25 protein-coding genes are annotated in these 26325 nt (G+C 33.8%); 13 read left to right on the top strand and 12 right to left on the bottom strand.

Annotation, left to right across the window (positions count from 1 at the left end; all coding sequences use genetic code 11):
- Nucleotides 1-1234 precede the first annotated feature (1234 nt).
- Nucleotides 1235-2152, bottom strand: coding sequence for a nucleoside hydrolase (locus tag LQ673_RS09610; protein ID WP_239705505.1), 918 nt, complete (start codon nucleotides 2150-2152; stop codon nucleotides 1235-1237).
- A gap of 265 nt (nucleotides 2153-2417) precedes the next feature.
- Here LQ673_RS09610 and LQ673_RS09605 point away from each other — a divergent pair, with 265 nt between their 5' ends.
- Entirely contained in the window at nucleotides 2418-2780 is a 363-nt protein-coding gene (locus LQ673_RS09605) for a helix-turn-helix domain-containing protein (protein WP_037590219.1), read from the top strand.
- An 18-nt stretch (nucleotides 2781-2798) separates the two neighbouring features.
- Entirely contained in the window at nucleotides 2799-3359 is a 561-nt protein-coding gene (locus LQ673_RS09600; protein WP_191836684.1) for an RBBP9/YdeN family alpha/beta hydrolase, read from the top strand.
- A gap of 83 nt (nucleotides 3360-3442) precedes the next feature.
- On the opposite strand, the gene LQ673_RS09595 is transcribed toward LQ673_RS09600, so the two are convergent.
- A complete protein-coding gene (locus LQ673_RS09595; protein ID WP_191836683.1) occupies nucleotides 3443-4180 on the bottom strand; it encodes a transglycosylase family protein in 738 nt (245 codons plus the stop codon).
- Between the two features lie 616 nt (nucleotides 4181-4796).
- Here LQ673_RS09595 and isaB point away from each other — a divergent pair.
- Entirely contained in the window at nucleotides 4797-5309 is a 513-nt protein-coding gene (gene isaB / locus LQ673_RS09590; protein WP_119488974.1) for an immunodominant staphylococcal antigen IsaB family protein, read from the top strand.
- 233 nt (nucleotides 5310-5542) lie between these two features.
- Nucleotides 5543-7156 (top strand): ribosomal protection-like ABC-F family protein, encoded by a 1614-nt coding sequence (abc-f, locus tag LQ673_RS09585; protein WP_191836682.1) that lies wholly within the window; start codon nucleotides 5543-5545, stop codon nucleotides 7154-7156.
- 490 nt (nucleotides 7157-7646) lie between these two features.
- Here abc-f and LQ673_RS09580 read toward each other — a convergent pair whose 3' ends face one another.
- Nucleotides 7647-8249, bottom strand: a complete 603-nt coding sequence (locus LQ673_RS09580) for a GntR family transcriptional regulator (protein WP_191836681.1) — start codon at nucleotides 8247-8249, stop codon at nucleotides 7647-7649.
- A 114-nt stretch (nucleotides 8250-8363) separates the two neighbouring features.
- On the opposite strand from LQ673_RS09580, the gene LQ673_RS09575 reads away from it, so the two are divergent.
- From LQ673_RS09575 to kynA, 5 genes are all read left to right on the top strand, one after another.
- A complete protein-coding gene (locus tag LQ673_RS09575) occupies nucleotides 8364-9239 on the top strand; it encodes an NAD(P)-binding domain-containing protein (RefSeq protein WP_107576667.1) in 876 nt (291 codons plus the stop codon).
- Between the two features lie 9 nt (nucleotides 9240-9248).
- Nucleotides 9249-10616: a four-carbon acid sugar kinase family protein gene (locus LQ673_RS09570; RefSeq protein WP_191836680.1), complete on the top strand. Its 1368-nt coding sequence runs from the start codon at nucleotides 9249-9251 to the stop codon at nucleotides 10614-10616.
- Nucleotides 10617-10640: 24 nt separating this feature from the next.
- Nucleotides 10641-12002, top strand: coding sequence for a gluconate:H+ symporter (locus tag LQ673_RS09565; RefSeq protein WP_159316196.1), 1362 nt, complete (start codon nucleotides 10641-10643; stop codon nucleotides 12000-12002).
- Nucleotides 12003-12128: 126 nt separating this feature from the next.
- Nucleotides 12129-12749, top strand: coding sequence for a cyclase family protein (locus LQ673_RS09560; RefSeq protein WP_191836679.1), 621 nt, complete (start codon nucleotides 12129-12131; stop codon nucleotides 12747-12749).
- 2 nt (nucleotides 12750-12751) lie between these two features.
- The gene (gene kynA / locus LQ673_RS09555; protein WP_025906919.1) at nucleotides 12752-13594 is read left to right on the top strand and encodes a tryptophan 2,3-dioxygenase; all 843 of its coding nucleotides are present in this window, start codon (nucleotides 12752-12754) and stop codon (nucleotides 13592-13594) included.
- Nucleotides 13595-13837: 243 nt separating this feature from the next.
- On the opposite strand, the gene LQ673_RS09550 is transcribed toward kynA, so the two are convergent.
- Nucleotides 13838-14620: a putative hydro-lyase gene (locus LQ673_RS09550; RefSeq protein ID WP_191836678.1), complete on the bottom strand. Its 783-nt coding sequence runs from the start codon at nucleotides 14618-14620 to the stop codon at nucleotides 13838-13840.
- 132 nt (nucleotides 14621-14752) lie between these two features.
- On the opposite strand from LQ673_RS09550, the gene LQ673_RS09545 reads away from it, so the two are divergent.
- The 4 genes from LQ673_RS09545 (at nucleotide 14753) to lrgB (ending at nucleotide 18464) form a co-directional block, all read left to right on the top strand.
- Nucleotides 14753-16507, top strand: a complete 1755-nt coding sequence (locus LQ673_RS09545; RefSeq protein ID WP_191836677.1) for a sensor histidine kinase — start codon at nucleotides 14753-14755, stop codon at nucleotides 16505-16507.
- Nucleotides 16507-17229, top strand: a complete 723-nt coding sequence (locus LQ673_RS09540) for a response regulator transcription factor LytR (protein ID WP_191836676.1) — start codon at nucleotides 16507-16509, stop codon at nucleotides 17227-17229. Before LQ673_RS09545 ends, LQ673_RS09540 begins: the two co-directional genes overlap by 1 nt.
- A 120-nt stretch (nucleotides 17230-17349) precedes the next feature.
- Nucleotides 17350-17766, top strand: a complete 417-nt coding sequence (gene lrgA, locus LQ673_RS09535) for an antiholin-like murein hydrolase modulator LrgA (protein ID WP_159316200.1) — start codon at nucleotides 17350-17352, stop codon at nucleotides 17764-17766.
- Nucleotides 17763-18464 carry an antiholin-like protein LrgB gene (gene lrgB / locus LQ673_RS09530; protein WP_025906914.1) on the top strand — a complete coding sequence of 234 codons (702 nt, stop codon included), beginning with the start codon at nucleotides 17763-17765 and terminating at the stop codon, nucleotides 18462-18464. Before lrgA ends, lrgB begins: the two co-directional genes overlap by 4 nt.
- A 51-nt stretch (nucleotides 18465-18515) precedes the next feature.
- Here the strand turns inward: lrgB and LQ673_RS09525 are convergent, their stop codons facing one another.
- The 8 genes from LQ673_RS09525 to LQ673_RS09490 all read right to left on the bottom strand — a co-directional run bounded on the left by LQ673_RS09525 (nucleotide 18516) and on the right by LQ673_RS09490 (nucleotide 26309).
- Entirely contained in the window at nucleotides 18516-18893 is a 378-nt protein-coding gene (locus LQ673_RS09525) for a GtrA family protein (RefSeq protein ID WP_191836675.1), read from the bottom strand.
- Nucleotides 18894-18920: 27 nt separating this feature from the next.
- Complete coding sequence (gene kynU, locus LQ673_RS09520) at nucleotides 18921-20204, bottom strand: kynureninase (RefSeq protein WP_191836674.1); 1284 nt, start codon at nucleotides 20202-20204, stop codon at nucleotides 18921-18923.
- Nucleotides 20205-20723: 519 nt separating this feature from the next.
- Nucleotides 20724-21857 (bottom strand): zinc-dependent alcohol dehydrogenase family protein, encoded by a 1134-nt coding sequence (locus LQ673_RS09515; protein ID WP_191836673.1) that lies wholly within the window; start codon nucleotides 21855-21857, stop codon nucleotides 20724-20726.
- Nucleotides 21858-21883: 26 nt separating this feature from the next.
- Nucleotides 21884-22732 (bottom strand): AhlS family quorum-quenching N-acyl homoserine lactonase, encoded by an 849-nt coding sequence (ahlS, locus tag LQ673_RS09510; protein WP_191836672.1) that lies wholly within the window; start codon nucleotides 22730-22732, stop codon nucleotides 21884-21886.
- Between the two features lie 173 nt (nucleotides 22733-22905).
- Complete coding sequence (gene phnE, locus LQ673_RS09505) at nucleotides 22906-23715, bottom strand: phosphonate ABC transporter, permease protein PhnE (RefSeq protein WP_204258174.1); 810 nt, start codon at nucleotides 23713-23715, stop codon at nucleotides 22906-22908.
- Nucleotides 23712-24509 carry a phosphonate ABC transporter, permease protein PhnE gene (gene phnE / locus LQ673_RS09500; RefSeq protein ID WP_025906908.1) on the bottom strand — a complete coding sequence of 266 codons (798 nt, stop codon included), beginning with the start codon at nucleotides 24507-24509 and terminating at the stop codon, nucleotides 23712-23714. Before phnE (LQ673_RS09500) ends, phnE (LQ673_RS09505) begins: the two co-directional genes overlap by 4 nt.
- Nucleotides 24510-25283, bottom strand: a complete 774-nt coding sequence (gene phnC / locus LQ673_RS09495) for a phosphonate ABC transporter ATP-binding protein (protein WP_025906907.1) — start codon at nucleotides 25281-25283, stop codon at nucleotides 24510-24512.
- A gap of 69 nt (nucleotides 25284-25352) precedes the next feature.
- The gene (locus tag LQ673_RS09490) at nucleotides 25353-26309 is read right to left on the bottom strand and encodes a phosphate/phosphite/phosphonate ABC transporter substrate-binding protein (protein ID WP_025906906.1); all 957 of its coding nucleotides are present in this window, start codon (nucleotides 26307-26309) and stop codon (nucleotides 25353-25355) included.
- Nucleotides 26310-26325: the final 16 nt, after the last annotated feature.

Genomic DNA, 26325 nt, shown 5'->3' with positions numbered 1-26325 from the left:
CATTTGTAAATTTGAATTCCCACTATATTTCTCTTTTAAATCTTTTTGGTAGCTATTAGAGCTACCATTTTTTCTTATACTTGAAGTATTCCACACATTATTCTTCATAAATTTTTGGTTACAGTTTGATATACATTATCTACTTAAGTTAGATAAGCACCTCGTTAATGTAGTTTTTGAGATACTCAAGTACACTATACGAGAGTGTTCTATTTTTTGTATAAAGTGGAAATGTATATCGATTTTGTAAAGTGCTGATGTCTGAGGGAATCGTATGAGCCAGAGACTACAAGATCGAGCCATACCTTAGGCAAACATGCACGAACAAAAACGTAGATTATAAAAAAGTAACACTTCATTTTTACTGATTAAATCAGTAAATGAGGTGTTATTTAATTTGAGTTAGGAATTATGTCTCAAACGCTTTTTCATATTTTCAGAAACATGTAGATGGAGGACTGAACATTGCAAGTGGAGTGCGACTAGCAATGTTGGAGGACTGAACATTGCAAGTGAGGTGTGACTAGCAATGTTGGGAGGCTGAATATTGCAAGTGGGGCGTGACAAGCAATGTTGAGAGGCTGAATATTGCAAGTGAGGTGCGACTAGCAATGTTGGAGGACTGAATATTGCAAGTGAGGTGCGACAAGCAATGTTGGAGGACTGAATATTGCAAGTGAGGAGCGACTAGCAATATTCAGGGCATTGTATTTATCAAAATTGACAAAACAAGATAAATAGAGGCGTTGTATTTATCAAGACTGAGCAAACAAGATAAATAGGAGCGTTGTATTTATCAAGACTGAGCAAACAAGATAAATAGAAGCTTCGTATTTATCAAGACTGGCCAAACAAGATAAATAGGCGCCTCGTATTTATCAAGACTGTCCAAACAAGCAACATAGAACGCCCGTATATTGCTAGATTGACCAAACAAGCAACATAGAATGCCTGTATGTTGCAAGACTGCCCAAACAAGCAATATAGAAACTCCGTATGTTGCAAGACTACCTAAACAAGCAACATAGAACGCTCGTATGTTGCAAGACTGCCCAAACAAGCAACATAGAACACCCGTATGTTGCAAGACTGCCTAAACAAGCAACATAGAGCCACCGTATGTTGCAAGACTCTCCAAACAAGCAACATAGAGCTCGTCTCCCTCAAATTTCCCATATGAAAGAGACTGGAATGCAATATTCCAGTCTCATTATTTTATATAAACAAAGTATAGTTATTGATCTTGATGTATTGCTTTAATAAAGTCTACAAATTTTTCTCGGAATTGTTCGTTTTGTGCATGCATACATACTTCGACTTTACCTTCATCACTAAATTCAGTGTTTGTACATCCTGCTGCTTGTCCTTCTATTATGACAGATACATCGGCACGCTGTGTTGTAAACATTTCTGGATATAATAAGTAGAAAATTGTACATAAGTCATGAATGATATGTTCATGTTCTTCGCCGGCATTTACATCGTTGTATGAAGATAACATATCTATAATGATGTTTCCAAAGTCTCCTTGTGTTTTAATGATGCTTAAATCATCTTTATTGATCATAGTTTCTCTTGTTACATCAAGTCCACACATTACGATTGGGACATCTTGATCGAAGACAATTTTTGCTGCATGTGGGTCTACAAAAATATTAAATTCTGCAACGGGTGTAGCGTTTCCTCCAACTGCTGCGCCGCCCATTAACACGATTTGTTTAATGTTCTTTTTAGTTTCAGGAAATAGTGAGAATAACAGCCCTATATTTGTTAGTGGCCCAATTGGTACGAGTGTAATAGGTTCTTCAGAATTCAAGATAGTATCTCTCATTGCGATAACAGCATGTTCTTCTAAAATATCATTATGTAAATTGGTCTTGATTTGAGCATTTCCTATACCATTTTGACCATGTACATGTTCTGCAGTTTCAAGTGTATTGATGAGTGGTTTGTCTACACCTTTAGCAACTGGCGTATTTGAATGAAAGTAACTTACAATATCTAATGCATTTTGAGTTGTGCGTTCAATGCCTACATTACCACCAATAGTTGTGATTAATTTTACATCTAATTCTTTACTATGTAGTGCTGCAGAAATCGCTATAATATCATCAATTCCAGGGTCCGTGTCAATAATAATCGGGATTGTCATGTTGTTCGCTCCTTTATCGATATGATATATATAGTATAACAAAGTACAATTATAATTACGGAATGTACGATTAATAGCATTTTTTGAAAATAAGACAGAAGGCAGAGTAACCTCTAAAAATAAATGACGTATTGTTAAAAAAGTATATAATGGTGTTAAAGGTTAGTATCATGCGTTTGCAACTTCAAGTTGCTCACGGTGCAAAGTATAGTATCGGGATATTTTAAAGTAGTCGTTATATAGTAAACATAAGGAGTTGGTTGATATGAATATTGGAGCTAGAATTAAAGAAGAGAGAGAAATTAATGGATGGTCTCAAGAAGAACTTGCTAACAAATTACATGTCACAAGACAAAGTGTTTCTAAATGGGAACTCGGTAAAGTATATCCAGGTATAGATATACTCGTGCAAATGAGCGATATCTTTGATGTTTCTTTAGATGAGCTAATCAAAGGGGATAAAAATTTAAAAAACACGATAATTGAGACTTATCGAAATGACCCTAATTATAATCAAAATTATTATAATCGCCCGATGAATGGTTGGGAGTTCCTATCAAGATATTGGTGGGTCGTAATTCCATTCGGAGGTATTATAATAGGTATCATTAATGCGCTCTTACAATAAATAGAAGAGGTGATGAATATGGATAAACATTTATATATAGCACATGGCTATACTGCAAACAGTAAAAAGCATTGGTTTAAATGGTTAACAGAACAATTTGACGATATAGATAGTAAAATATTGGACTTTCCTAATTCATCAAATCCAGTGTTAGAAGATTGGAATAAGACTTTATTAGATGAAGTAGATATAACGAGTGGTAATAATGTAATCGTTGCACATAGTTTAGGTGTTGTGACTGTATTAGATTATCTATCTAGATTTGAAGGAGAATGGAATGTTAAAGGACTTGTTCTTGTGGCAGGTTTTTATGAAAAGATTCCTAACTTGAATAAAATTGATACTTACATGGATCAAACACAAGTAGATTTTGAAAAGATTATTAAACAAGTGCCAAACATTGTGAGTGTCATAGCATCTAATGACTGTTTAGTCCCGAGAAATTTAAGTGAACGATTAGCAGAAAAGCTTCAATCTGAAGAGGTTATTGTTGAACATGAAGGTCATTTCTGTGATTCAGACGGTTATACTGAGTTTCCAGAAGTTGCACAAATCGTAAATAATATGTTTAATAAATAAAAATATATACAAAAAAACGCCCCTGGCTATTGCCGGGGGCGTTGGATTAATGTGTTGAATAAAATTTTAATACTGCTTATATATTATGCAGTTACCCATTGTGAAGGGCCTGCAGTGTTGTATAATTTAACAGCTGCTGCATCTTGTACTGATTCTGGAGCTTCTGTTGGAGATTTACCTACCCATTCAGATGGTGCTACTGAATCCCAAGTGCTTTGTAAGAATTGGTATTTACCTGCTGCACCTGAAGTTGGGTTAACAGCTTTTAAGTCTCCGCCAGATTCACGTTGAGCAATAAGTTTTAAGTGATCATTAACATTTACACTTGAACCTTCAGAAGCTGAAGATGAAGTTGTAGATGTTTGAGTTGTTTGTGTAGTAGTTTGTTGAGTTTGTTGTGTTTCTTGTTTTGGTGCTTCTACTTGTTGAGGTGCTTCTTGAGTTGCTTGTTCATTAGCTGTGTTGTTTGCTGCTGGAGCTGGAGTTTGTTCAGCTACGTTTTCTTCAGCTACTGGTTGTTGTTGCTCAGCTACAGGAGCTTGAGTGCTTTCAGAGTCAGCTGCATTAGTTGCATGGTATTCCCAAGTAAAGTTATGACCATCTGATTGGAAGTTATACTCGAAACCATCTAATGTGAAGTTAATGTTATATGCGCCTTCTTGAATCGCATGCTCATTAAGTTCTGGTGAATTAGATTGAGCTAATTGAGCTAATTGCTCTTTATTTACGTCCTGTTCAGCTGCGTCTGCTACTTGTGTAGATGCAACACCTGTTGCTCCGATTGCTACTGCTAATGATGAAGTTAAAAATGCTTTTTTCATAATTTTAAAACCCTCCGAATAAATTTTTTATTTATAGTATCTTTTTTAAGATGATAATTTCTTTGTTAGTTAAAAATTCTTCCCTTAAATTTAGGACAAGACAACAATAACATATATAGAGGCTTTGTAAATTACAGTCAAATAACAAAAGATTACAATGTAGAAGAAATAATGTAATAATGAATTACGTTCGTTATATTTTGTAATATTACACCTAAATTTACCGATTGTATACAATTGGATGATAAAATAGTCGGATTTTATATAATGAAATAGAATCCTTTCATGACGGTTTTGAAAGTAGATATATAAAATTTTAAAGTCGATTTCATTACTAAGAAATAAGATCATAGAATAAAAATGTAAAATTTTAGATGTGTAAAATGAATCAATCATATTTTGATTATGAAAAGTTCATAGCAAGAATTTAATGTTTCTTATAATGCTTCTATAGTTAGTGCGCGTAAGTTTCAGCGTAATTTTGACGATAATAGACTGAATTATCAGTAATATTACTAGTGATACACCTACAATCCTCTTGTGTAATATTTTTGATATCATTGTAATATTGTTGTAACATTAAGGTGTACAATTATACTAAAAGGGAGTGATGATAATGAATAAAATAACTAAATTAACAATTGCAACAGGAATTTCTTTCGGAACAATTTTTGGCATTGTAGATTTTCCTGGTCAAGACAGTCATGAAGTTGAAGCAGCCACAACACCTTACTACACTTATAAAGGTTACACCGGTCATGACGGTAGTTTTATTTTAGATTCAGCTTTCATCAATGCTTTAGTGTATAAGAACGTTACAATGAATAATTATAGAATTGTTCAACCACAATCTTATGAAGGAAATATTTATACGCATAGAACTTCATATGATCAAACATTCTATTTTGGTGGAAAATATGAAGAAGAATATGCAGCAAGTGCTAAATTCCCAGTGAAAAAGCATCACATTTCAAAAGCACAAATTCTTAAAGCTTACGGAAATGATTATACTATAGAAGAAACTAGTAACGGAGATGAATATAGATTCCTAGTAGGTGGCAATCTTATCATATTTACAATAGATGATAATTACGTCACAACCGTTAATATTGGTGAGAATTTAAAATAGCATAAAGACATTGAATTATTATTTTTACAACTATATAATGAAACTAACTTAAATTAACGGAGGTGTTTTAGATGTTTCTTTTAGCTCATAGTTGCAGATTTTTCGTAATCGTACGCAACAAATTTGCGGATGTTCTTCCAAAATTGGCGGAGTATGTCTTTTTTGAAGAAAAATATAGCTATAAGGAATGTCTAACACCAGCTTCCTTATAGACCGATTTTGGAGGAAGCAAAATGAATATTATTAATATGTCTAAACTATCGAAGTCTTACACAGGTGATCTCATCTTTGAAGATATTAAATATGACTTGAATGAAGGAGATTGCGTAGGACTCGTTGGAAGAAATGGTGAGGGTAAGAGTACATTATTGAAATTGATGGCTGGTATTGAAGTGCCGACAGAGGGGCAAATAAGCTGGCAAAAGAACATTTCAATTGGTTATTTAAACCAGTTACCACAGTATGAAGAAGATAAAAAAATTTATGAATGTTTATCAGAAGTATTTAAAGAAATTAATCACGTCTCTCAAAAAATGAAATTTTTAGAAGATGAAATGGCAAATAATACGGATGATTTAGAACGTTTATTAAAACAATATGGCGCATTGCAAGAAACATTTGAAGAAATAGGTGGGTATGAAAGAGATGCACTTATTAGAAGAGTCAGTCATGGTTTGAAAATCAATCAATTATTAAATCAAACATGGGGGAAACTCTCTGGAGGAGAACGTACTAAAGTAGGACTTGCACAAATATTATTGCAACAGCCTAAACTACTATTATTAGATGAGCCAACGAACCATCTAGACATTTCATCCATTGATTGGCTAGCAGATTTTATTAAACAATATAATGGTGCAGTTATGATTGTATCGCATGATCGATACTTCTTAGATGAAACAGTCAATCAAATATTAGAAATCGATCAAGGGCATCTGCACATTTATCACGGTAATTATAGTTATTTTGTGAAAGAAAAAGAAGCACGCATTATACGTGAATTTGAAGCATATCAGACACAACAGAAGAAAATTAAAAAAATGGAAGACTCCATTAAACAATTAAGATTATGGGCGAGTCAAGCAAAGCCACCAAATGCTGCAATGTATAAACGTGCGAAAAGTATGGAAAAAGCATTAAATAGAATTAAAAGATTAGATAAACCAGTACTAGAAAATAAAAAAATGAATGTAAACTTAACAGAAGGACAGCGTGTCTCAAATGATGTGATTGAATTCAAAAAAGTTTCTAAAATGTATGAAGATATACTATTCGAAGATATCGATTTACTTATTAGAAGAAAAGAACACGTATCCATTATAGGTAACAACGGTACAGGGAAAAGCACATTATTAAAAATGATGATGCATCAAGTAGAACCAGACGATGGAGAAGTTCATTGCGCTTCAAACTTAAGAATAGGTTACTTATCTCAACATACGTTTGAAAATATAGAAAATCAAACAGTCATAGAAACTTTTAGGGATGTCGTGCATGTAACAGAAGGACAAGCAAGACACATACTTGCACAATTTATGTTCTATGGAGAAGATGTATTTAACAAAGTGGAAAGTTTAAGTGGTGGAGAAAAAATGAGATTAAGATGGGCACAAATCGTTAACCAAGACTTTAACGTGCTCATACTTGATGAACCAACAAACCATTTAGATATAGATTCAAAAGAAACAATAGAAGAAGCACTGTTAGAATACGAAGGTACCGTAATAGCCGTATCACATGATCGATATTTCTTAAATAAACTATTTGATATAACGTATTTACTACAAGATAAACAACTCACAAAATATGAAGGAAATTATGATTACGTAAAAGAGAAGTTATCATGATAAAAATAAAGCGACGCCAGAAAAAGGTGTCGCTTTTCATATTATATATAGGTTTTGTAAGGGGTTTGTATCGGATTTTGGACCGGATTTGCGCCCGCTAACGCTCAAGAGTGGAAAACAAGATCGTTAGAAATTCTAACGCTCAAGAAATCGAAACAAGATCGTTAGCGCATGAGAACCAGCGCAAAAAATGAAAAAATGTCGCTCTAACGCTCAAGACTGCAAAACAAGATCGTTAGAAATTCTAACGATCAAGAAACCGAAACAAGATCGTTAGCGCACGTAAGCCAGCGCAAAAACAGAAAAAATGTCGCTCTAACGCTCAAGAGTGGAAAACAAGATCGTTAGAAATTCTAACGCTCAAGAAATCGAAACAAGATCGTTAGCGCATGAGAACTAGCGCAAAAAATGAAAAAATGTCGCTCTAACGCTCAAGAATGGAAAACAAGATCGTTAGACCAACTTTTACCCTTCCCCACACTACATCTTCCTATGATTTCAAATAGTATAGACTGAATTCTAAGTCGTTTAATAAGTGTTCTTTCATGAGTTCTATTGCCGCTTCGGTTTGTCTTTTTTCTAGCATTTCTGCTATTTTTTGATGTTCTTCTATAAGACCTGGGCGTTTTTTATTGATAACTGTTTTACTGAATAGGTATATATAACTTTTCAATTTACTATACGTATCTATTATAAAACTATTTTTTGTGGCGCTCATGATTTTTTGATGGAATTGATCGTTGATTTGTATGATTTCTTCTTCTGTTTTGTCGTCTCCGATTGTTGCGTAACTTTTTAATTCTTCGATATCGTCTTGTGTGAATACGATACTCGCTTTTTTAATTGCGTGTGTTTCTATTAAAATGCGCATCTCAAATATATTTCGATATTCTTCTACTGTTGGTACATAAATATAACCATCTCTTATGAAGTATTCTAATTCTAGTTGTTTTAAAGCTTCTCTTATCGGTGTTCTACTAACATTATATCTTTGTGCAAGTTTGCTTTCTGTTATTTTTTCATTTTGCGTTAAGTCACCATTTATAATGTCATTTCTTATTTTTTGATATATGGATAATTCCTTATTTACCATCGTTTTCACCTCGTTAACTTCATCTTACTATAAAAAAATTTGAAATAAAATGTATACATTTATTAAAATTTGGTATACAATACCTGTAAACGTTTACAGAAAAGGAGCATAAAAATGAAAATTGGATTTGTTGGATTAGGTATTATGGGTAAGCCAATGGTGAAAAACTTAATCAAAGCTAATAAAGAAGTATTAGTGAATGATTTAAATAAAGAAGCTGAAAAAGAGGTAGAGGCATTAGGTGCGAAAGTTGTATCTATTGAAGAAATGGCTAGAGATGCTGAAGTGATGATTACGATGTTGCCTAATGGTGCTATTGTTAAATCAGTTTTATACAGTGGTGAAACGGCAGTATTAAACCAAAGTGAAATTAATGTCAAAATGGTAATTGATATGAGTTCTTTAACACCTAATGAATCTTTAGAAATTAGTAAAGTACTTGAAGAAAAAGATATTCAGTATGTAGATGCACCAGTTAGTGGAGGAGAACCACTTGCGATTACAGGAGAACTAGCTGTAATGGTTGGTTGTGATGAAGATTTATTAGAAGATATTAAAGAAGTGCTTCGTCCAATTGCTGGATCTGTTGTAAGAGTTGGTCATGTTGGTTCTGGTAGTGTCGTTAAATTGGCGAATCAAATTATCGTGAATACAAATATTGCAGCATTGTCAGAAGCGGTTGTACTCGCTAAGAAATTTGATATTGATTTGACAGAAATGCATGAAGCAATCAAAAATGGTTTAGCAGGTTCAGCGGTTATGGAAGCCAAATTCCCTAAAATGATTGAACAAGATTATAAACCAGGTGGCACTTTAAACATTAATTTAAAAGACTTAAAAAATGTATCGTCAACAGCAGATACAGCAGGTTTAACATTACCAGTTGTTAATCAAATTAAAGAAATTTATAAATCAGAAGTTGCGCAAGGTAATGGTTTAAATGACCATTCAGGTATCATTCAATACTTCGAAAAAATAAATAATATGTAGGTGATAGTGATGTTAACAAAAGATTTAATAAATGTATTTAAACATGATGATATAAACAAACATTTAGCAGATTTAAAATATAAAATTATTGTACTAGATGATGATCCTACAGGCACTCAAACAGTTAAAGATTTACCTGTATATACGAAGTGGACTGAGGAATGGATTGAAGATGGTTTTCTTCAATCCCATAATATGTTTTACATTTTGACGAATTCTAGAGCGTTAAATGAACAAGAGACGATTTCTTTACACCAGGAGGTAAGCGCTAACATACAAAAAGTTGCTAATAAGTTGGATATACCTTATCTAATTATTAGTAGAGGAGATTCAACATTAAGAGGTCATTTCTATTTAGAACCTAAAGTGTTAAGTGATTCTAGTGACCAAGCTTTTGATGCCGTATTCTATATTCCAGCTTTCTTTGAAGGGAATAGATATACATATGAAGGTATTCATTATCTTAAAGAAGGCGAGCAATATATCCCGGTATCTGAAAGTGAATTTGCACAAGATACAACATTTGGATTTAAGTCTAAACATATGAATGACTTTATAAGCGAAAAAAGTAATGGTGAAGTTCAATCTGACGAAGTTTATCACATCACATTAGAAAATTTACGACAAAGAGATAAAGAAACGATTTTTAATGTATTTTCAAATTTAAATGACTTTGATCAAGTCGTGGTAGATGCTGTAAATGATGAGGATATGGATTTCTTTGTAGCTTGTCTGACTGAATTTTTAGCACAACATGATAAACGCTTTATCTTTAGAACAGCGGCATCTTTTGTTAAAGCAATTTGTGAAACACCTGGAGAAATTATCAATTTAAATTCTTATAAAGAAAATGATAATGGTGGCATCATTGTTGTTGGTTCACATGTTAAAAAGTCATCAGACCAACTGAAATATTTATTAGACCATTCATTTATTAGTGAAATAGAATTTGACGTTACGCAAATAGCGTCATCCAATTTACAAGCTTATGTTGATGACATTACACAACTCGTTGAGCGATATATTGATAACGGAGAAGATGTTGTCATTTATACGTCAAGAGATGTTATTAGAACTGAGAACTTGCAGCATAATTTAAGTATTTCTACTGCTATTTCAAATAGTTTAGTATCGATCGTTTCAAATTTAGATGTACAACCGAAGTTTATTATCGCTAAAGGTGGTATAACTTCAAGCGATGTTGCGACAAAAGGATTAAAAATTGAAAAAGCAAAAGTCATCGGTCAAATTACACAAGGGGTTCCAGTATGGCTAACAGGTTCTGAAGCGAAATATCAAAATATACCTTATGTTATATTCCCAGGAAATGTCGGAGATGAAGAAACTTTAAGCAGTGTATATGAATTAAATCGTTAAATATATAAAGAGAGAGGGATTTAAATGTTGGGAGAGTACTGGCCACTGGTTAGTGTTGTAATTGGTGTATTAATTTTATTAGCGCTTATTATGTACTTTAAATTAAATACGTTTGTTGCTTTAATTATCACTTCAATGTTAACAGGTATTATTTTAGGTATGCCACTTGATAAAATTGTGGAAACCATTGAAAAAGGTATGGGCGATACACTCGGTCATATTGCGATTATTTTTGGATTAGGTTCGATTTTAGGTAAGTTATTATCTGACGGTGGTGGTGCAACAAGAATTGCAGATACACTGATTAATACGTTTGGTAAAAAATATGTAACTTGGGCAATGATTATTGCATCATTTATTATCGGGATATCTTTATTTTTAGAAGTTGCATTTGTATTATTAATTCCTTTAGTGTTTACGTTGGCTAAAAGAATGAAAATTTCTAATTTACAAGTTGGTATTCCAATGGCAACTTCAATTGCTGTAACGCATGGATTCTTACCACCACATCCAGGTCCAGTAGCAATATCAGAAGCGGTTAATGCCAATATTGGCGAAGTACTGATGTATGGTCTTATCATTGGTGTACCTTTAGCAATTGTAGTAGGTGGTATCTTCCCTAAATTTGCATATGCTATTGCACCTGTAGCATTTGAAAAGAAAGGGAACACAGCAAGTATAGGTAAAATGAATGATTTTAGTAATGAAAAATTACCGAACTTTGGTATTAGTTTATTAACAGCATTATTCCCAGTTATTTTAATGTTATTTGCTACAGTAGTCCAACTTATAACTGGTCATGATCAAGAACCAACAAACTGGTTTGAATCTATCGTGTACTTACTTGGTTCATCTGTTACAGCAATGTTATTAGCTGTATTATTTGCGATATATTCAATGGGTATTAAACAATCTAAGAATATGACAACGATTATGAAATCATTTGAAGAAGCTATTGGACCAATAGCAATGTTACTTTTAATTATTGGTGGGGGCGGTACATTTAAACAAATCCTCATTGATGGTGGTGTTGGTGACACAATTTCAGAAATATTCCACGGTACAGAAATGTCACCAATTTTTCTAGCATGGTTAGCTGCTGCTTTATTAAGAGTAGCACTTGGTTCAACGACAGTAGCAGCAATATCTTCAGTTGGTATTGTATTACCATTATTACAAGCTTCAGATGTGAATATTTCACTTGTCGTACTTGCGATTGGTGCAGGTAGTATATTCTGCTCACATGTGAACGATGCAGGATTCTGGATGTTCAAAGAATACTTTGGTTTAACAATCAAAGAAACGTTCTTAACATGGACACTTCTAGAATCTGTACTTTCTGTATTAGGTTTGATATTAATATTAATCGTCAATTTAATTGTATAATTTTAAAAAAGGCTGGGACATATGTATATGTCTCGGCTTTTACTTTTTTCATTATTACAAATTAATGTACAAAAGTTGGATTAAAAGGTAATATGGTAGCGATTACATTAATAAAGGAGCATGATTATGTGGATTGATATTACACAACAATTGACGAACAATATTGCACACTGGCCAGGTGATGAGCCATTTCATTTTAAACTTTCAGCGACTAAAGAAGAAACGGGTTCTGTAAATATTGGTAGTATTTCAACAAGCACACATATAGGCACACATATGGATGCGCCATATCACTTTGATGAAGAAGGTATCAAGATTCATGAAATTGACGTCAATCGTTTAATTGGCGATGCAACATTAATTGAAATTATGGATGAAACTTTAATCACCCAGGAAATACTCAAGAAATATGAGATTAAAGGGACTATTATAATGATAAAGACTAAATCAGAAGCACATTCTGAAGTGTTTCCAGAGTCAGTACCTGTCTTAACGGAAGATGCCATTCAATATTTATCTTCAATAGGAATTAAAGTATTCGGTATAGACGTGCCATCAGTAGATGATATCGACTCTAAAACTTTAGACAATCATCATGCATTTAATCAATACGACATTATTAATATTGAAAATCTATTATTAGAAAATGTTTCAGAAGGTTATTATAACTTCATTGGATTACCTTTAAATATAGTAGGTGCAGACGGTTCGCCAATAAGAGCGGTCATTTCTAAAAAGGGGGAGTAGATGTGAGCGAATTTCAAGATGAATCACTTAAAGGGGAAAGTGTGAAGACAGATTTTTCGAAGGACATGACGTATAGTGAATATTTAGGTTTAGATAAAGTATTATCAGCACAACATACATTAACAGATGCGCACGATGAGAAATTATTCATAATTGTCCATCAAGTATCAGAACTGTGGATGAACTTAATTATTCATGAATTAAATTCTGCAAGTGATGATATTAAATCTGATCAATATAAACAAGCATTTAAAAAATTAGCTCGTGTAGGTAATATACAAAAACAACTCATTCAAGTATGGGAAGTATTATCAACCATGACACCAAGTGATTATTTGAAATTTAGAGATGACTTAGGGAATTCTTCAGGATTTCAATCTTTTCAAAATAGAATGATTGAATATAGCTTAGGATATAAAACAACACACGCTTTAAAAATCTATGAAAAAGACCCAAATATATATCAGCAGTTGAAAACACAACTAGAACGACCAAGTATATATGATGAAACAATTAAAGCAGTACATAGAGCAGGATTTAACATAGATTCCGAAGTGTTAAATAGGGAAGTTACGCAAAATTATATGCGGAATGATTCAGTCAAAGAAGCTTTTAAAGCAATATATTTACAATCAGACGCATACTTTGAATTGTATGAACTACTAGAGAAATTAACAGATGTAGAAGATAGATACAGTCAGTGGCGATTTAGACATATGAAGACCGTACAAAGAATAATTGGATTCAAAACAGGAACAGGTGGAAGTTCAGGTGTAAACTATTTAAAACGGGTTATTGACCAGAACTTCTTCCCAGAATTGTGGGAATTGCGTACAGAGTTATAAGTTGAGAATGGAAGTATAAGGATTTTCAGGCCGATAAAATAAAATAGCGACCCGGAAACGAGATTTCTGGACCGATAAAAATAATTACCGGTCCAGAAACGAGAAATATGGACCGATAAAAAAATTTACCGGTCCAGAAATGAGAAATATGGACCGATAAAAATAATTACCGGTCCAGAAATGAAAATGAAGCTGAGGCAATGACCGTTGCCTCAGCTTTCTGCTTTCAAAGTGCTTCTAAGTCTAGCTCATTTCACTATCTTTAACATCTGTTATAAACATATGTCCGGGTGCGTGCGTAATCATGATATCTGGTTTGGCATCTAATGCGACAGATTGTGGTGTTACACCGCATCCCCAGAATACAGGAACTTCTCCGTCTTTAATTGTTACAGCTTCACCGAAATCAGGTTGGTCAATGTTTCCGATACCGATTTCACTTGGATTTCCAATATGTATTGGTGTACCGTGTACTTCTTTGAAATGTGTTGTGATTTCAGTAGCTTTAATTGCTTCAGCCATCGTCATAGGTCGCATGCTTACTGTAATGTTTCCTTTAAAAGTACCACTTGGTTGAGCTGGTATATTTGTGATGTACATTGGTACGTTATGATTTTCTTCTATATGACGTACTGGAATGCCCGCTTCAAGCAAAGCATGTTCAAATGTAAAGCTACATCCAATCAAGAAGCTGACCATATCATCTGAATACAACGCTTTAATATCTTCGTATTCTTGAACAAATTTGCCATCTTTATAAAGTCTGTACAATCCAACATCTGTTCTAATATCCGCTTCTTTTCCATATTTACTAAATGACGGCGATCCTACTTCGGATACATCAAGTAATGGACATGTCTTCGGATTTTTAAAGCAAAATTTCAAAAAATCATAAGCATATTTAGAAGGCAAGATGACGACATTTGCTTGGACATACCCTTTAGCCATCCCACTAGTTGGTCGTGTTAATGCGCCTTGTCTTATACTTGCTCTAATTTCCTCTGGTGATGCAGTTTGTAAATTCATGATATTATCCCCTTTCTGCATGGCTCTCCTTATTATATCATTTAAACATTATTCCGAGATTTCTAACAATCATATGGTAAAATATTTGTTGGTATGAACGTATAGAAAAGTAAAGAAACGATAGGTGTTTATATGTTAAATTTATTTGTCTTATTATTAGAACGTGTTGGTTTAATTATACTCGTTGCTTACATATTAATGAATACCACGTATTTTAAAAATATGATGGGTGAGCGCGAAAAATGGTATGTAAAATGGCGATTGATCATTGTATTTTCATCATTTGCATTGCTATCTAATTTTACAGGTGTCGCGATTCATAATGGAGAAATTGTATCGAGTATGATTTATTTACATCTCGGACCAGAAGTGTCACTTGCGAATACACGTGTGTTAACAATAGGCGTTTCAGGGTTAATAGGTGGACCATTTGTAGGTTTATTCGTAGGTGTGCTATCAGGTATATTTAGAGTTTATATTGGCGGTGCAGATGCATATACATATTTAATATCATCAATCGTCATTGGACTTGTCGCAGGTTACTTTGGTGCACAAGCAATGAAGTCAAAAAGTTATTTATCCGTGAAACAAAGTGCATTAGTTGGTGCATCAACGGAAGTTATTCAAATGATTTGTATATTGATATTCTCATCTCAAAAAGCAGATGCATGGGAACTTGTTCAACTTATTGCATTGCCGATGATTATCATTAATGGATTAGGTACTGCAATATTTATGTCTATTATTATTTCGACAGTTAAACAAGAAGAACAAATGAGAGCGATTCAAACGCATGATGTATTAAAGCTCGTCAATCAGACATTGCCTTATTTTAAAGAAGGATTAACTGAGTCATCTGCACATCAATCAGCAAAAGTTATCAAAGATCTTATGAAAGTTTCTGCTGTTGCTATTACAAATAAGACGCATATATTGGCGCATGTTGGTGTAGCTAGTGATCATCACACACCTGATAAGACCATCATTACTGATTTATCTAAAGCAGTTATTGAAACAGGTCAGCAAAAAGAAGTCTATTCTAGTAAAGATATAGGGTGTCAACATCCGAACTGTCCTCTTGAAGCGGCGATTGTTATTCCATTATATGTACATGATGATATTGTAGGGACATTGAAGTTGTATTTTACAGATCATCATGATTTAACATTTGTAGAGAAACAACTAGCTGAAGGTTTAGCTAAAATATTCTCTAGTCAGTTAGAACTTGGTGCTGTTGAAACACAACGAAAATTATTACAAGATGCTGAAATTAAGTCGTTACAAGCTCAAGTTAATCCACATTTCTTCTTTAATGCGATTAATACAATTTCAGCATTGGTTCGAATAGATCATGAGAAAGCACGTCAATTATTATTACAATTGAGTCATTTCTTCCGGTCGAATTTACAAGGTGCGAGAAACAATACGATTACAATTGAAAAAGAATTAGAACAAGTACGCGCTTATATTGCTTTAGAACAAGCAAGATATCCCGATCACTTTAAAATTGAATTTGATATACCCGAAGAACATTATTCTGCACTTGTCCCACCTTTTGTTATACAAATATTAGTAGAGAATGCAATTAAACATGCCTTTACAAGTAGAAAAGATGACAATCGCATTTGGGTTAAAGTGAGTCGTAATCATCAATCGATTCAATTATGTGTAAGAGATAACGGGCAAGGTATACATGAAGATAAAATTGCTATTTTAGGTAAGACAACAGTTGCCTCTCAGTCTGGAACTGGAAGTGCGTTAGAGAATTTAAATAGAAGATTAACAGGATTATTTGGAAATCATGCAGAATTACAATTCGATTCAAGTGATAAAGGAACGAAAGTATGTACGATTATTCCACACAAATATCGAGAGGAGGAAATGTAATGCATGCGTTAATTGTTGATGATGAACCATTAGCACGTAATGAACTGAAATATTTATTGAATCAAATTGGTTCATTTAGTCAAATTGAAGAAGCAGAAAATGTTGAAGAAACATTGGAACAACTACTGTCACACGAATTTGATGTTATATTTTTAGATATTAATTTGATGGAAGAAAGTGGCTTAGATTTAGCGAAGAAAATCAACAAAATGAAACATGTTCCGCATATTATCTTTGCGACTGCTCATGACACATATGCTGTACAAGCATTTGAATTAGAAGCAACAGACTATATCTTGAAACCTTTTGAGAAATCGAGAATTGAACAAGCGATTAATAAAATTACGAATAGCGAGACACAACAATCAGTGGAGCCGAAACCGGTTAATCACGATGAAGTCTTGCCTATTGAAATTGATGATCGTATTTATGTATTGAATGTAGATGATATTATTGCGATATCTGTCAATCAAGGTATTACGACGATTAATACGACTGACAATGAATATACGACAAACGAGCCACTCAGTTTCTATGAGAAAAAGCTCAGTCACGCTAAATTTATTCGTATTCATCGCGCAAGTATTATTAATAAATGGCATATACAATCGGTTGAACATTGGTTTAATTCGACGTATCAAGTGACGTTGACGGGGAATATCAAATTACAAGTTAGTCGATCATATATGAAGTCGTTTAAATCAGAAATAGGGTTAGTATAATTTTCAGAGCATAGATTTTGTAACTTAGAGGTCAATTATTGCATTTCGCATTGAAAACGCTTTAAAAATTGATTTTCATATTAAGATAACCTTAAGAGATTACTTCGGGAGGTTGTCTAAATGAAAAAAGTCAATAACTTCTTTCATCAAGTATTAACAATATCAATTGTATTATTAATTTCACATGTCATAGAAAGCTTTATGCCTATACCAATGCCGGCATCAGTTATCGGATTAGTGCTAATGTTTATCGCTTTAACGACAGGTATTATCAAGTTAGAACAAGTAGAAGCGGTTGGTACTGCATTAACGAATAATATCGGATTCTTATTCGTTCCAGCGGGTATTTCAGTAATCAACTCATTAGGCATCTTAAGTACGAGTCCAATACTTATCATATTACTAATTATTATTTCTACAATTTTATTACTTGTTTGTACGGGTATCTTTTCACAAATGATCATTAAACCAAGTGAAAAATCAGTTAAACGTACGAAAGAAATTAACAATAAACGCGTGGCAGGTGATTATGCATGATGGAACATTTAGGCCTTAATACACCATATTTCGGTATCGGATTATCTGTAATATTATTCTTAGTCGGTACTTATTTATTTAAAAAAACAAATGGATTCTTCTTGTTTGCGCCATTATTTTTCAGTATGGTTGGTGGCATTGTATTTTTAAAAGCGACAGGCATACCATATGAAAATTACAAAATAGGTGGAGATATTATTAATTTCTTCCTAGAACCAGCAACAATTTGTTTCGCAATTCCTTTATACAAAAAACGTGAAGTACTTAAAAAGCATTGGCATCATATCATGGGTGGTATTGCGATTGGAACAGTAGCAGCACTTGTTATTATTTATATTGTAGCGAAAGCATTCCAATTTGGTGATGATATTATCGCATCAATGTTACCACAAGCAGCAACAACTGCAATTGCATTGCCAGTTTCAGAAGGTATTTCAGGTATTAAAGAACTCACATCATTAGCCGTGATTTTAAATGCCGTTATTATTATGGCATTAGGAAATAAATTATTGAAACTCTTTAATATTACAAATCCGATTGCAAGAGGATTAGCCTTAGGTACAAGTGGACACACACTCGGTGTCGCAGCAGCAAAAGAATTAGGTGAAGTAGAAGAATCAATGGCCAGTATTTCACTCGTTCTTGTTGGTATCGTAGTCGTAGCAGTCGTTCCATTCTTTGTTATGTTCTTATTATAGAGAAAAATGACAAGCGCCCGTAACATGTTTATGTTACAGGCGCTTGTCGTTTTATTTACCTACTAAAATCCATCTAGATAATATAAATGTTATTGGAATTGTAAAAATTAATCCGATAAATGGTGCAAAAGTTTCGTTTACATGAAGTAACTGTACAAACACAAATAATAATAATGTTTGTAGCCCCATATTTACAACTTGTGTAATAGGAAATTGAATGAATTTTTTTACGGTAGGTTGAACACGATAAACAAAATAACAATTCAAATAAAATGAAATGATAAAGCTTATTATGAAACTCAATATATGACTCACTAAATATTGAATGCCGAACACTTTTAATAATAATAAATATATCCAGTAATAATTAACTGTATTGATGCCACCTACAAGTATAAATCGAATGATTTCTCCGTGTTTCTTGGACATATAGCTACTCCTTAAGTACGCAATTTATTATACGACCAGGCCACGTTTAGTACTATATTGTTCGTATAAATGATCTTGTGCAATTTCTTCTAAAATCTCAACGACTTTATAGACTTCTTCATATGATGTATATAAAGCAATAGGTGCTAATCGAATCACATTTGGTTCTCTAAAATCAGGAATCACACCTTTATCTTTCAACGCTAAACTGATTCTATATGCTTCATCATGCACTAAACAAACATGTCCACCTCGTTTAAAATCATCACGTAAGTTCCCAACTGAATAACCATAGTCAGTTAACTTTTCATCAATTAAATACATTAAGTATGACGTAATATGAAGTGATTTCTTTCTAATAGCATGCATGCCAACTTCGTTAAAAATGTTAAGCACACCTTCTAATGGTGCCATAGATAGAATATTTGGCGTTCCAACTTGCCACCCTGAAGCATCTCGTTGATGTTCAAATGTATGATTAAGTTGGAATTGTGTTTCGTCTTTATTCCCAAACCATCCGGCCGTACCAGGACTGCGATTAAAGTGTTTCTTATTGATATATAAGCCAGCAGTTGAACCAGGTCCACCTGATAAATATTTATATGTACACCATACAGCAAAGTCTGCATCAATTTGGGTTAAGTCCATTTCAATCGCGCCGATTGCATGACATAAGTCCCATCCAATGAAGATTTGACGTTCCTTCGCAGCCATTGTTATTTTTGCCATGTCTAATACTTGAGCACTTCGGTAGAGTACGGTAGGTAATAGAATAAGTGCAACATCATCTGTCATTGCTTCAATAATGGCATCTTCATCAATGAATACACCATCTGAACTTTTAACAACTTTAACTGCATCGTTTGGATCTAATCCTTTTAGACGCACTTGACTATCTACTGCATAACGGTCAGTAGGGAAGTTTAAGTCATCAACTAATATTTTGTATTTATCTTTAGTTGGTTCGTAAAAAGTACTGATAGCTTGATGTATATTGGATGTCGTGCTACCAACTACTACAACTTCTTCAGGACTCGCACCAATTAATGGCGCCATGTTTGAAGCAATGTGCTTAGAATAATGATAGTATTTGCTGTCTTCAATATTCCAAATTTTGATGCCTTCTTTTTTCCAATCTTCTAACGCATTGAGTAATGATGCCTCAGCATCTTTAGAAGCAAGACCTAAAGAATTCCCATCCATGTAAATTTCGTTAGGTTGTATATAAAATCGATCACGAACATGATGTAACACATCCGCTTTATCCAAAGCTTCGGCAAATTCTTTTGTTGTATTAAATGAAGTATCCATTTGTTCATCCCCTTATAAATAATGAATCATTCTTTAAATATAATTGTATACTTTCCATGTAAAAGTCACAAAGATAATGATATTTGGGATGGGTGGATGTAGGAATGTGGGTGTGGGCAGGAAGTGAGCAGGTAGGATTGTAGTTTTCAGGCCGATAAAATAAAATAGCGACCCGGAAATGGAGTTTTCAGGCCGATAAAATAAAATAGCGACCCGAAAATAGGATTACCAGGCCGATAAAAATAATTATCGACCCGAAAACGAGATTATCAGGCCGATAAAAATAATTATCGACCCGAAAACGAGATTTCTGGACCGATAAATAAAATTAGCGACCCGAAAATAGGATTTCCAGGCCGATAAAAATAAATATCGACCCGAAAATGGGATTTCCAGGCCGATAAAAATATAATAGCGACCCGAAAATGAGATTTCTGGACCGATAAAATAAATTACCGGTCCAGAAATGAGAAATACGGACCGATAAAAAAATTTACCGGTCCATATTTTGCATCTCAGTTATCCATTATTCATTTTGACTACTAGTCTTGCGGCGTCTCCTTTTGCTAGTCGGTCGAATCCTTCATTAATTTCATCTAGAGGCAGCGTGTCTGTTAGTAATGAATCAATATCTAAGCGACCTTGTTTATAAAGCGCGATAAATCTTGGGATATCTCTCATTGGTACACAGCTACCTACATATGAACCTTTAATAGTTCTTTCTTCCGCTGCTAAAGTAACTTGTGGAAATGAAAATTCATGTTTAGGGTCTGGTAATCCGGTTGTTACTGTTGATCCGCCACGTTTAGTGATTTTGTATGCAACTTCCATTGCTGGCACGACACCGGCAGTTTCAAATGCATATTCAACGCCGCCTTTTACATAAGCTTTAACTTGTTCAACGACATCATCGTCTCCTGAATTAAAAGTTGCAGTTGCACCGAGTTTTTTAGCTAATTCAAATTTGCCTGGATTAATATCTAATGCAATGATTTCTCCTGCTCCAGCTAATTTAGCGCCTAAAATAGCATTCAAACCGATACCGCCTAATCCAACAACTGCGACTGAACTGCCTGGTTTTACTTGTGCTGTATTAATAACTGCGCCTATACCTGTAATAACAGCACATCCAAATATGGCTACTTTTTCAAAAGGAATGTCTTTATCAACTTTTACGATAGAGTGCTGTGAAACAACAGCATAATCTGCAAAGCCAGAAACGCCTAGGTGATGATGCATATTATCTTCTTCATTATGTAGTCTTATGCCACCATCAAGTAGTTCTCCTTGCTCATTAGAAGCAGCGCCATTCTCACATAGTGCAGGTCTACCTTCACTACATGGTAGACAATGACCACAGTTTGGAATAAATGTGCAGACAACATGATCACCAACTTCAAAGTTTGTTACGTTGTCCCCAATTTCAATGATTTCTCCTGCCGCTTCATGTCCAAGTGCCATAGGAGTAGGGCGTGGTCTACTTCCATTAATAACAGATAAATCTGAATGACATAAACCTGCCGCTCCAATTTTAATGAGCACTTCATTTTGATTCGGTTTATTTAATTCAAGTGTTTCAATTTTTAATGGTTTACTTTCTGAATATGGACTAGGTAAACCCATTTCGTGCAATACCGCTGCTCGTGTCTTCATTAGCTTTCACTCCTATATGATTAACATTATTCGTAATATCCATCTGTTGATTTTCTAAAGCCTTCAAATTGATTGCCATCATGGCCGAACCAAATTTGTGCGTCTTTCTCTTTAGCGAGTCTTTTAATCTTTTCAACAGATCTTGCCCAACCAATTGAATCATATAAAATACCTGGTGGCTTTAAAATGTCTCCCATACTTTCAGCTGTGTAAATAGCATCTGAAGCCAATATCAGTGTACCGAGTTCCTGAGTTTCTACTTCTAGTCCAATCATGCCCCATGCATGACCACTACCAAAATTCAGTACTTTAACACCTTTAACAATTTCTAAATTATCTTCATAGGGTTTAATCGTTTTCCATGTTAAATCATTTTTAATCCAAGCATCAATATCCGCCCAAATGTAGGCACCAGCTTTTTGGTTACGCGCATAAGTCTGCATCGTTCCATTAAGTTCATCATCATGCACAATTACAGTTGCGTTTGTAAAATATTCAAGACAACCCGCATGATCTAAATGAAGGTGAGAAGCTACGACATAATCAACTTCGCTTGGATCGACATTAATTTGTTCAAGTCTATTAGGTAAGTAGCAAGATTCATCAGCAGTATACGGGAATGCTTTTTGAGTTTGGTTAATCCATCTACCATTTTCCCCCATAGAGTTAGGATTACAAGCCGTGTCGAACAAAATCTTTGCTTCAGGATGATCAATAAATACGGTGTAAATAGGGAATTCAAACATTTCATTAGGTGCATTAGGATTATCCAAAGTAGCTTGATTAGACCCAGCAATCATTAGATTCTTGTCCATTTTCATACGACCATTGTCGAGCACATAAAGCTTTATTCCTTGATTATTTACATTTACCATAAATCATCACCTCAATCTTTAGTGTATAATTACATTATAATTGTAATCGTTTTCTAGAACAAACAAAAAGACAAATGTAATAGAGATTGAATAAGGTGATGAGGTTTGAATACGGACCGATAAAATAAAATAGCGACCCGGAAATCGCAATTTCCGTGGTCGCTTCATCTTTATTAAACGAGTTTCTTCCTAATACTACCTGATATAAAATCAACTACTGCTACCATTATGACTAAACCTATTAATATTATGCCTACTCGATCCCAAGTTCGAGTTTGCAAAGCAAATATTAATGGTGTACCGATACCGCCAGCTCCGATTAAACCGAGTATTGAAGCAGATCTTAAGTTTAACTCAAATCGATATAATACTAATGATATGTATGAAGGTAGTATTTGTGGTACTACTGCAAACATAAGTGTCTTAATCGAATTGGCGCCACTTGCTACGAGTGATTCTGTTGGACTTAAATCTAGATTTTCTAGATCTTCAGCGAACAATTTACCCATCATACCTATAGAATGAATACCTAGTGCAAGTACACCTGAAAATGAACCTGGACCTACAGCTTTAATAAAGATAATTGCCATAACAATTTCAGGAAACACTCTGATAACACTCAAAATAAATTTACTAATGCTAGAAACAGGTTTAAATTTTACCATGTTTTTAGCAGCAATAAATGCAAGTGGTATAAATAAAATGGCTGATAAAAATGTACTGATAACAGCAATTGCAAATGTTTCTAATAAACCTCTTAGAAGGTCCTCACCTTCAGGAATATATACATAATTCCAATCAGGATGAAATAATCCATCTACAATAGATTTCATAATTGTTCCTGACTGTGATTTGATTTCGAAAGCGGGTAATCCTACAAAAGCCCAAATTAATAATACGACAAGAATGATACTTGTAATCCATCGAGAAATAATGGATTTGCGTTGTCTTTCTGGCTTTAACTGATAATAAGTTTGTGTCATATTAATTTTTCCCTCACTTTCGTACTTACTAAGTCAATGATTACAACAATAACAAGTGTTACAAGTATGATTGTTAATGTCTTAGGATATTGGAAAAGACCTAATGTTTGATCATAATACAGACCAATACCACCAGCACCTACTAAACCTAATACTGCTGCTGCTCTTATGTTAATTTCGAATGCGTATAATACATAAGACATATATGGCGCAATAGCTTGTGGGATTATCGCATATGTAATCCATTTTAATTTATTTGCACCAACTGCAGTCATAGCTTCTAATGGACCATCATCAATACTTTCTAATGATTCATACATCAATTTACATATGATACTAATAGATAAAATGATGATTGCGAGTACCCCTGGAATTTGACCAATACCAAAAATTGCAACGAATACTGCTGCAAGTAATAAGTCAGGGATTGTTCTAACAATATTCAAGATAAATCTACAAGGATAAGTTATCCAACTTGAACGAATTACATTGCGGGCACACAGGATTGAAATAGGAATTGAAAGTAGACCACCTATAAATGTTCCTACAACTGCCATTCGGATGGTATCTAACATTGGTTTAGTGATACTAGAAATATAACTTAAATCTGGTGGAACCATACTTTTGAACAGTTCGACCATTTGTGGAATACCGTACATTAAATCACCAATACTAAAGTTCGTAAACATGAAACTCCAAACGACTAAAATAGCGACGATAATGATTGATAAAACAACTTTTAAAGAAGTCTTACGACGTAAGTAAGGTTCAAAGCGTTCTTGGTTAGAGTCCATTTACTGCACCCCTAACTTCTCGTCATTTTTAATATGGCGTCCATAAATTTCGGCAAATGTTTCATCCGTTGCTTCTGATGCAGGACCATCATAAACTAATTCACCAGCACGTAGTCCAATAATTCTAGTACCATATTCTTTTGCTAAATCTACGAAATGCAGGTTGATGATAATCGTGATACCTAATTCTTCGTTAATACGCTTTAAGTCATCCATAACTTGTTTCGTTGTAAGTGGGTCTAATGACGCGACAGGTTCGTCTGCAAGGATGATAGACGATTCTTGACATAAAGCACGTGCAATAGAAATACGTTGTTGTTGACCACCAGATAATTCATCAGAACGGTTATATGCTTTTTCTAGTATATTCACTCTGTCTAATGACTCTAATGCTTTTATCTTATCTTCTTTCGGAAATAAACCGAGTACCATTTTCCAAGTAGGGTGGTATCCGACTCTGCCACTCAACACGTTTCTAATAACAGATGATCGTTTGACTAAATTGAAATGTTGGAAAATCATACCTATATTGCGACGCATCATCAATAATTCTTTACCTGATGCTTTAGAGATGGATTTACCATCAATTAAAATATCGCCTTCAGTAATATCATGTAAACGATTGATTGAACGTAGTAGGGTAGATTTACCAGCACCTGATAAACCTACAATTACTGCAAAGTCGCCTTTTTCGATATTTAAATTGATATCTTTCAGACCTTGGTGACCATTTTTATATATTTTGCTCACGTTTTTAAATTCTATTTGACTCATATGTATCCCCCTTAAAAAATAAAAGCTCTGCTCATAATAGGAGCTGAGCTTTTATATTAAATCTCATCATTATTTTTCGTTATCGTTTACTTTTTTACCGTATTCACGTACGATATCGAATTCAGAGTCTTTGCTATCAACATAGCCTTCATGACTATAAACTTCACTTACAATTTTGTGACCTTCTTTAGTTTTTGCGATATCTTTAAAAGCTTTTTTAAGTTTATCTCTAAATTTGTCATCCATATCGCTTCTTACTGAAATTGTATCGTTTGGAATATCTTCAGTTAATTCTACGATTTCAGTATCTTTGAAGACGTTTGGTTGGTCTTTCTTAACAATGTTACGAGCATCTTGGAATGTTACTGCTACATCAACGTCACCATTTAATAATGCAATAATAGCTTGGTCATGTCCTTTAACATTTGTAATTTTCATGTCGTTGATTGGATTGATGCCTTCTTTTAATAATTCAGCTACTGGATAAGTGTATCCTGCAGTTGATGTAACATCTTGTAAGGCAATTTTTTTACCTTTCATATCTTTTAAAGATTTAATGCCAGAATCTTTTTTAACAACAAATTGTGATTTATAACTTTTAACGAGTTTGTCATTATTAGATCCGTCTTTGTTAACGCCATAACGTTGTGCTTGTAGTAATACATCAGCAGCTTTTTGATCGTGTGCTAATGTGTAAGCAGTAGGTGGTAAGAAACCAACGTCTACTTTTTTAGATTTCATTGCTTCAACGATTGTGTTGTAATTTGTAGAAACTGAAACTTTTACTGGAATATCTAATTCTTTTGATAATAATTTTTCTAACGGTTTTGCTTTTGCTTCTAATGTGTCAGCATTTTGAGATGGAACGAATTGAATAGTAAGTTCTTTAGGTTTATAGCTGTCCCCTTTGCTATCCCCATCACTTGACGATTTTGAATCAATACTTGATTTCCCGTTGCCACATGCAGCTAGTAAAATCATTGCCCCCAACAAAAGTATGGTTACAAAACTAAAACTTTTTTTCATGTCCATTAATTAAACC

This window comes from Mammaliicoccus sp. O-M54, from assembly GCF_022386035.1.
GTDB lineage: Bacteria > Bacillota > Bacilli > Staphylococcales > Staphylococcaceae > Mammaliicoccus > Mammaliicoccus sciuri_A.
Note: the sequence above shows the minus strand (reverse complement) of the source record. Positions and strands in the feature narration are given on the sequence as shown.

What these genes read in the sequence shown, in the direction of transcription:
- LQ673_RS09610 (WP_239705505.1), bottom strand. Translation starts at nt 2,152, where the DNA reads ATGACAATCCCGATTATTATTGACACGGACCCTGGAATTGATGATATT.
- LQ673_RS09605 (WP_037590219.1), top strand. Translation starts at nt 2,418, where the DNA reads ATGAATATTGGAGCTAGAATTAAAGAAGAGAGAGAAATTAATGGATGG.
- LQ673_RS09600 (WP_191836684.1), top strand. Translation starts at nt 2,799, where the DNA reads ATGGATAAACATTTATATATAGCACATGGCTATACTGCAAACAGTAAA.
- LQ673_RS09595 (WP_191836683.1), bottom strand. Translation starts at nt 4,180, where the DNA reads ATGAAAAAAGCATTTTTAACTTCATCATTAGCAGTAGCAATCGGAGCA.
- isaB (WP_119488974.1), top strand. Translation starts at nt 4,797, where the DNA reads ATGAATAAAATAACTAAATTAACAATTGCAACAGGAATTTCTTTCGGA.
- abc-f (WP_191836682.1), top strand. Translation starts at nt 5,543, where the DNA reads ATGAATATTATTAATATGTCTAAACTATCGAAGTCTTACACAGGTGAT.
- LQ673_RS09580 (WP_191836681.1), bottom strand. Translation starts at nt 8,249, where the DNA reads ATGGTAAATAAGGAATTATCCATATATCAAAAAATAAGAAATGACATT.
- LQ673_RS09575 (WP_107576667.1), top strand. Translation starts at nt 8,364, where the DNA reads ATGAAAATTGGATTTGTTGGATTAGGTATTATGGGTAAGCCAATGGTG.
- LQ673_RS09570 (WP_191836680.1), top strand. Translation starts at nt 9,249, where the DNA reads ATGTTAACAAAAGATTTAATAAATGTATTTAAACATGATGATATAAAC.
- LQ673_RS09565 (WP_159316196.1), top strand. Translation starts at nt 10,641, where the DNA reads ATGTTGGGAGAGTACTGGCCACTGGTTAGTGTTGTAATTGGTGTATTA.
- LQ673_RS09560 (WP_191836679.1), top strand. Translation starts at nt 12,129, where the DNA reads ATGTGGATTGATATTACACAACAATTGACGAACAATATTGCACACTGG.
- LQ673_RS09550 (WP_191836678.1), bottom strand. Translation starts at nt 14,620, where the DNA reads ATGAATTTACAAACTGCATCACCAGAGGAAATTAGAGCAAGTATAAGA.
- LQ673_RS09545 (WP_191836677.1), top strand. Translation starts at nt 14,753, where the DNA reads ATGTTAAATTTATTTGTCTTATTATTAGAACGTGTTGGTTTAATTATA.
- LQ673_RS09540 (WP_191836676.1), top strand. Translation starts at nt 16,507, where the DNA reads ATGCATGCGTTAATTGTTGATGATGAACCATTAGCACGTAATGAACTG.
- lrgA (WP_159316200.1), top strand. Translation starts at nt 17,350, where the DNA reads ATGAAAAAAGTCAATAACTTCTTTCATCAAGTATTAACAATATCAATT.
- lrgB (WP_025906914.1), top strand. Translation starts at nt 17,763, where the DNA reads ATGATGGAACATTTAGGCCTTAATACACCATATTTCGGTATCGGATTA.
- LQ673_RS09525 (WP_191836675.1), bottom strand. Translation starts at nt 18,893, where the DNA reads ATGTCCAAGAAACACGGAGAAATCATTCGATTTATACTTGTAGGTGGC.
- kynU (WP_191836674.1), bottom strand. Translation starts at nt 20,204, where the DNA reads ATGGATACTTCATTTAATACAACAAAAGAATTTGCCGAAGCTTTGGAT.
- LQ673_RS09515 (WP_191836673.1), bottom strand. Translation starts at nt 21,857, where the DNA reads ATGAAGACACGAGCAGCGGTATTGCACGAAATGGGTTTACCTAGTCCA.
- ahlS (WP_191836672.1), bottom strand. Translation starts at nt 22,732, where the DNA reads ATGGTAAATGTAAATAATCAAGGAATAAAGCTTTATGTGCTCGACAAT.
- phnE (WP_204258174.1), bottom strand. Translation starts at nt 23,715, where the DNA reads ATGACACAAACTTATTATCAGTTAAAGCCAGAAAGACAACGCAAATCC.
- phnE (WP_025906908.1), bottom strand. Translation starts at nt 24,509, where the DNA reads ATGGACTCTAACCAAGAACGCTTTGAACCTTACTTACGTCGTAAGACT.
- phnC (WP_025906907.1), bottom strand. Translation starts at nt 25,283, where the DNA reads ATGAGTCAAATAGAATTTAAAAACGTGAGCAAAATATATAAAAATGGT.
- LQ673_RS09490 (WP_025906906.1), bottom strand. Translation starts at nt 26,309, where the DNA reads ATGAAAAAAAGTTTTAGTTTTGTAACCATACTTTTGTTGGGGGCAATG.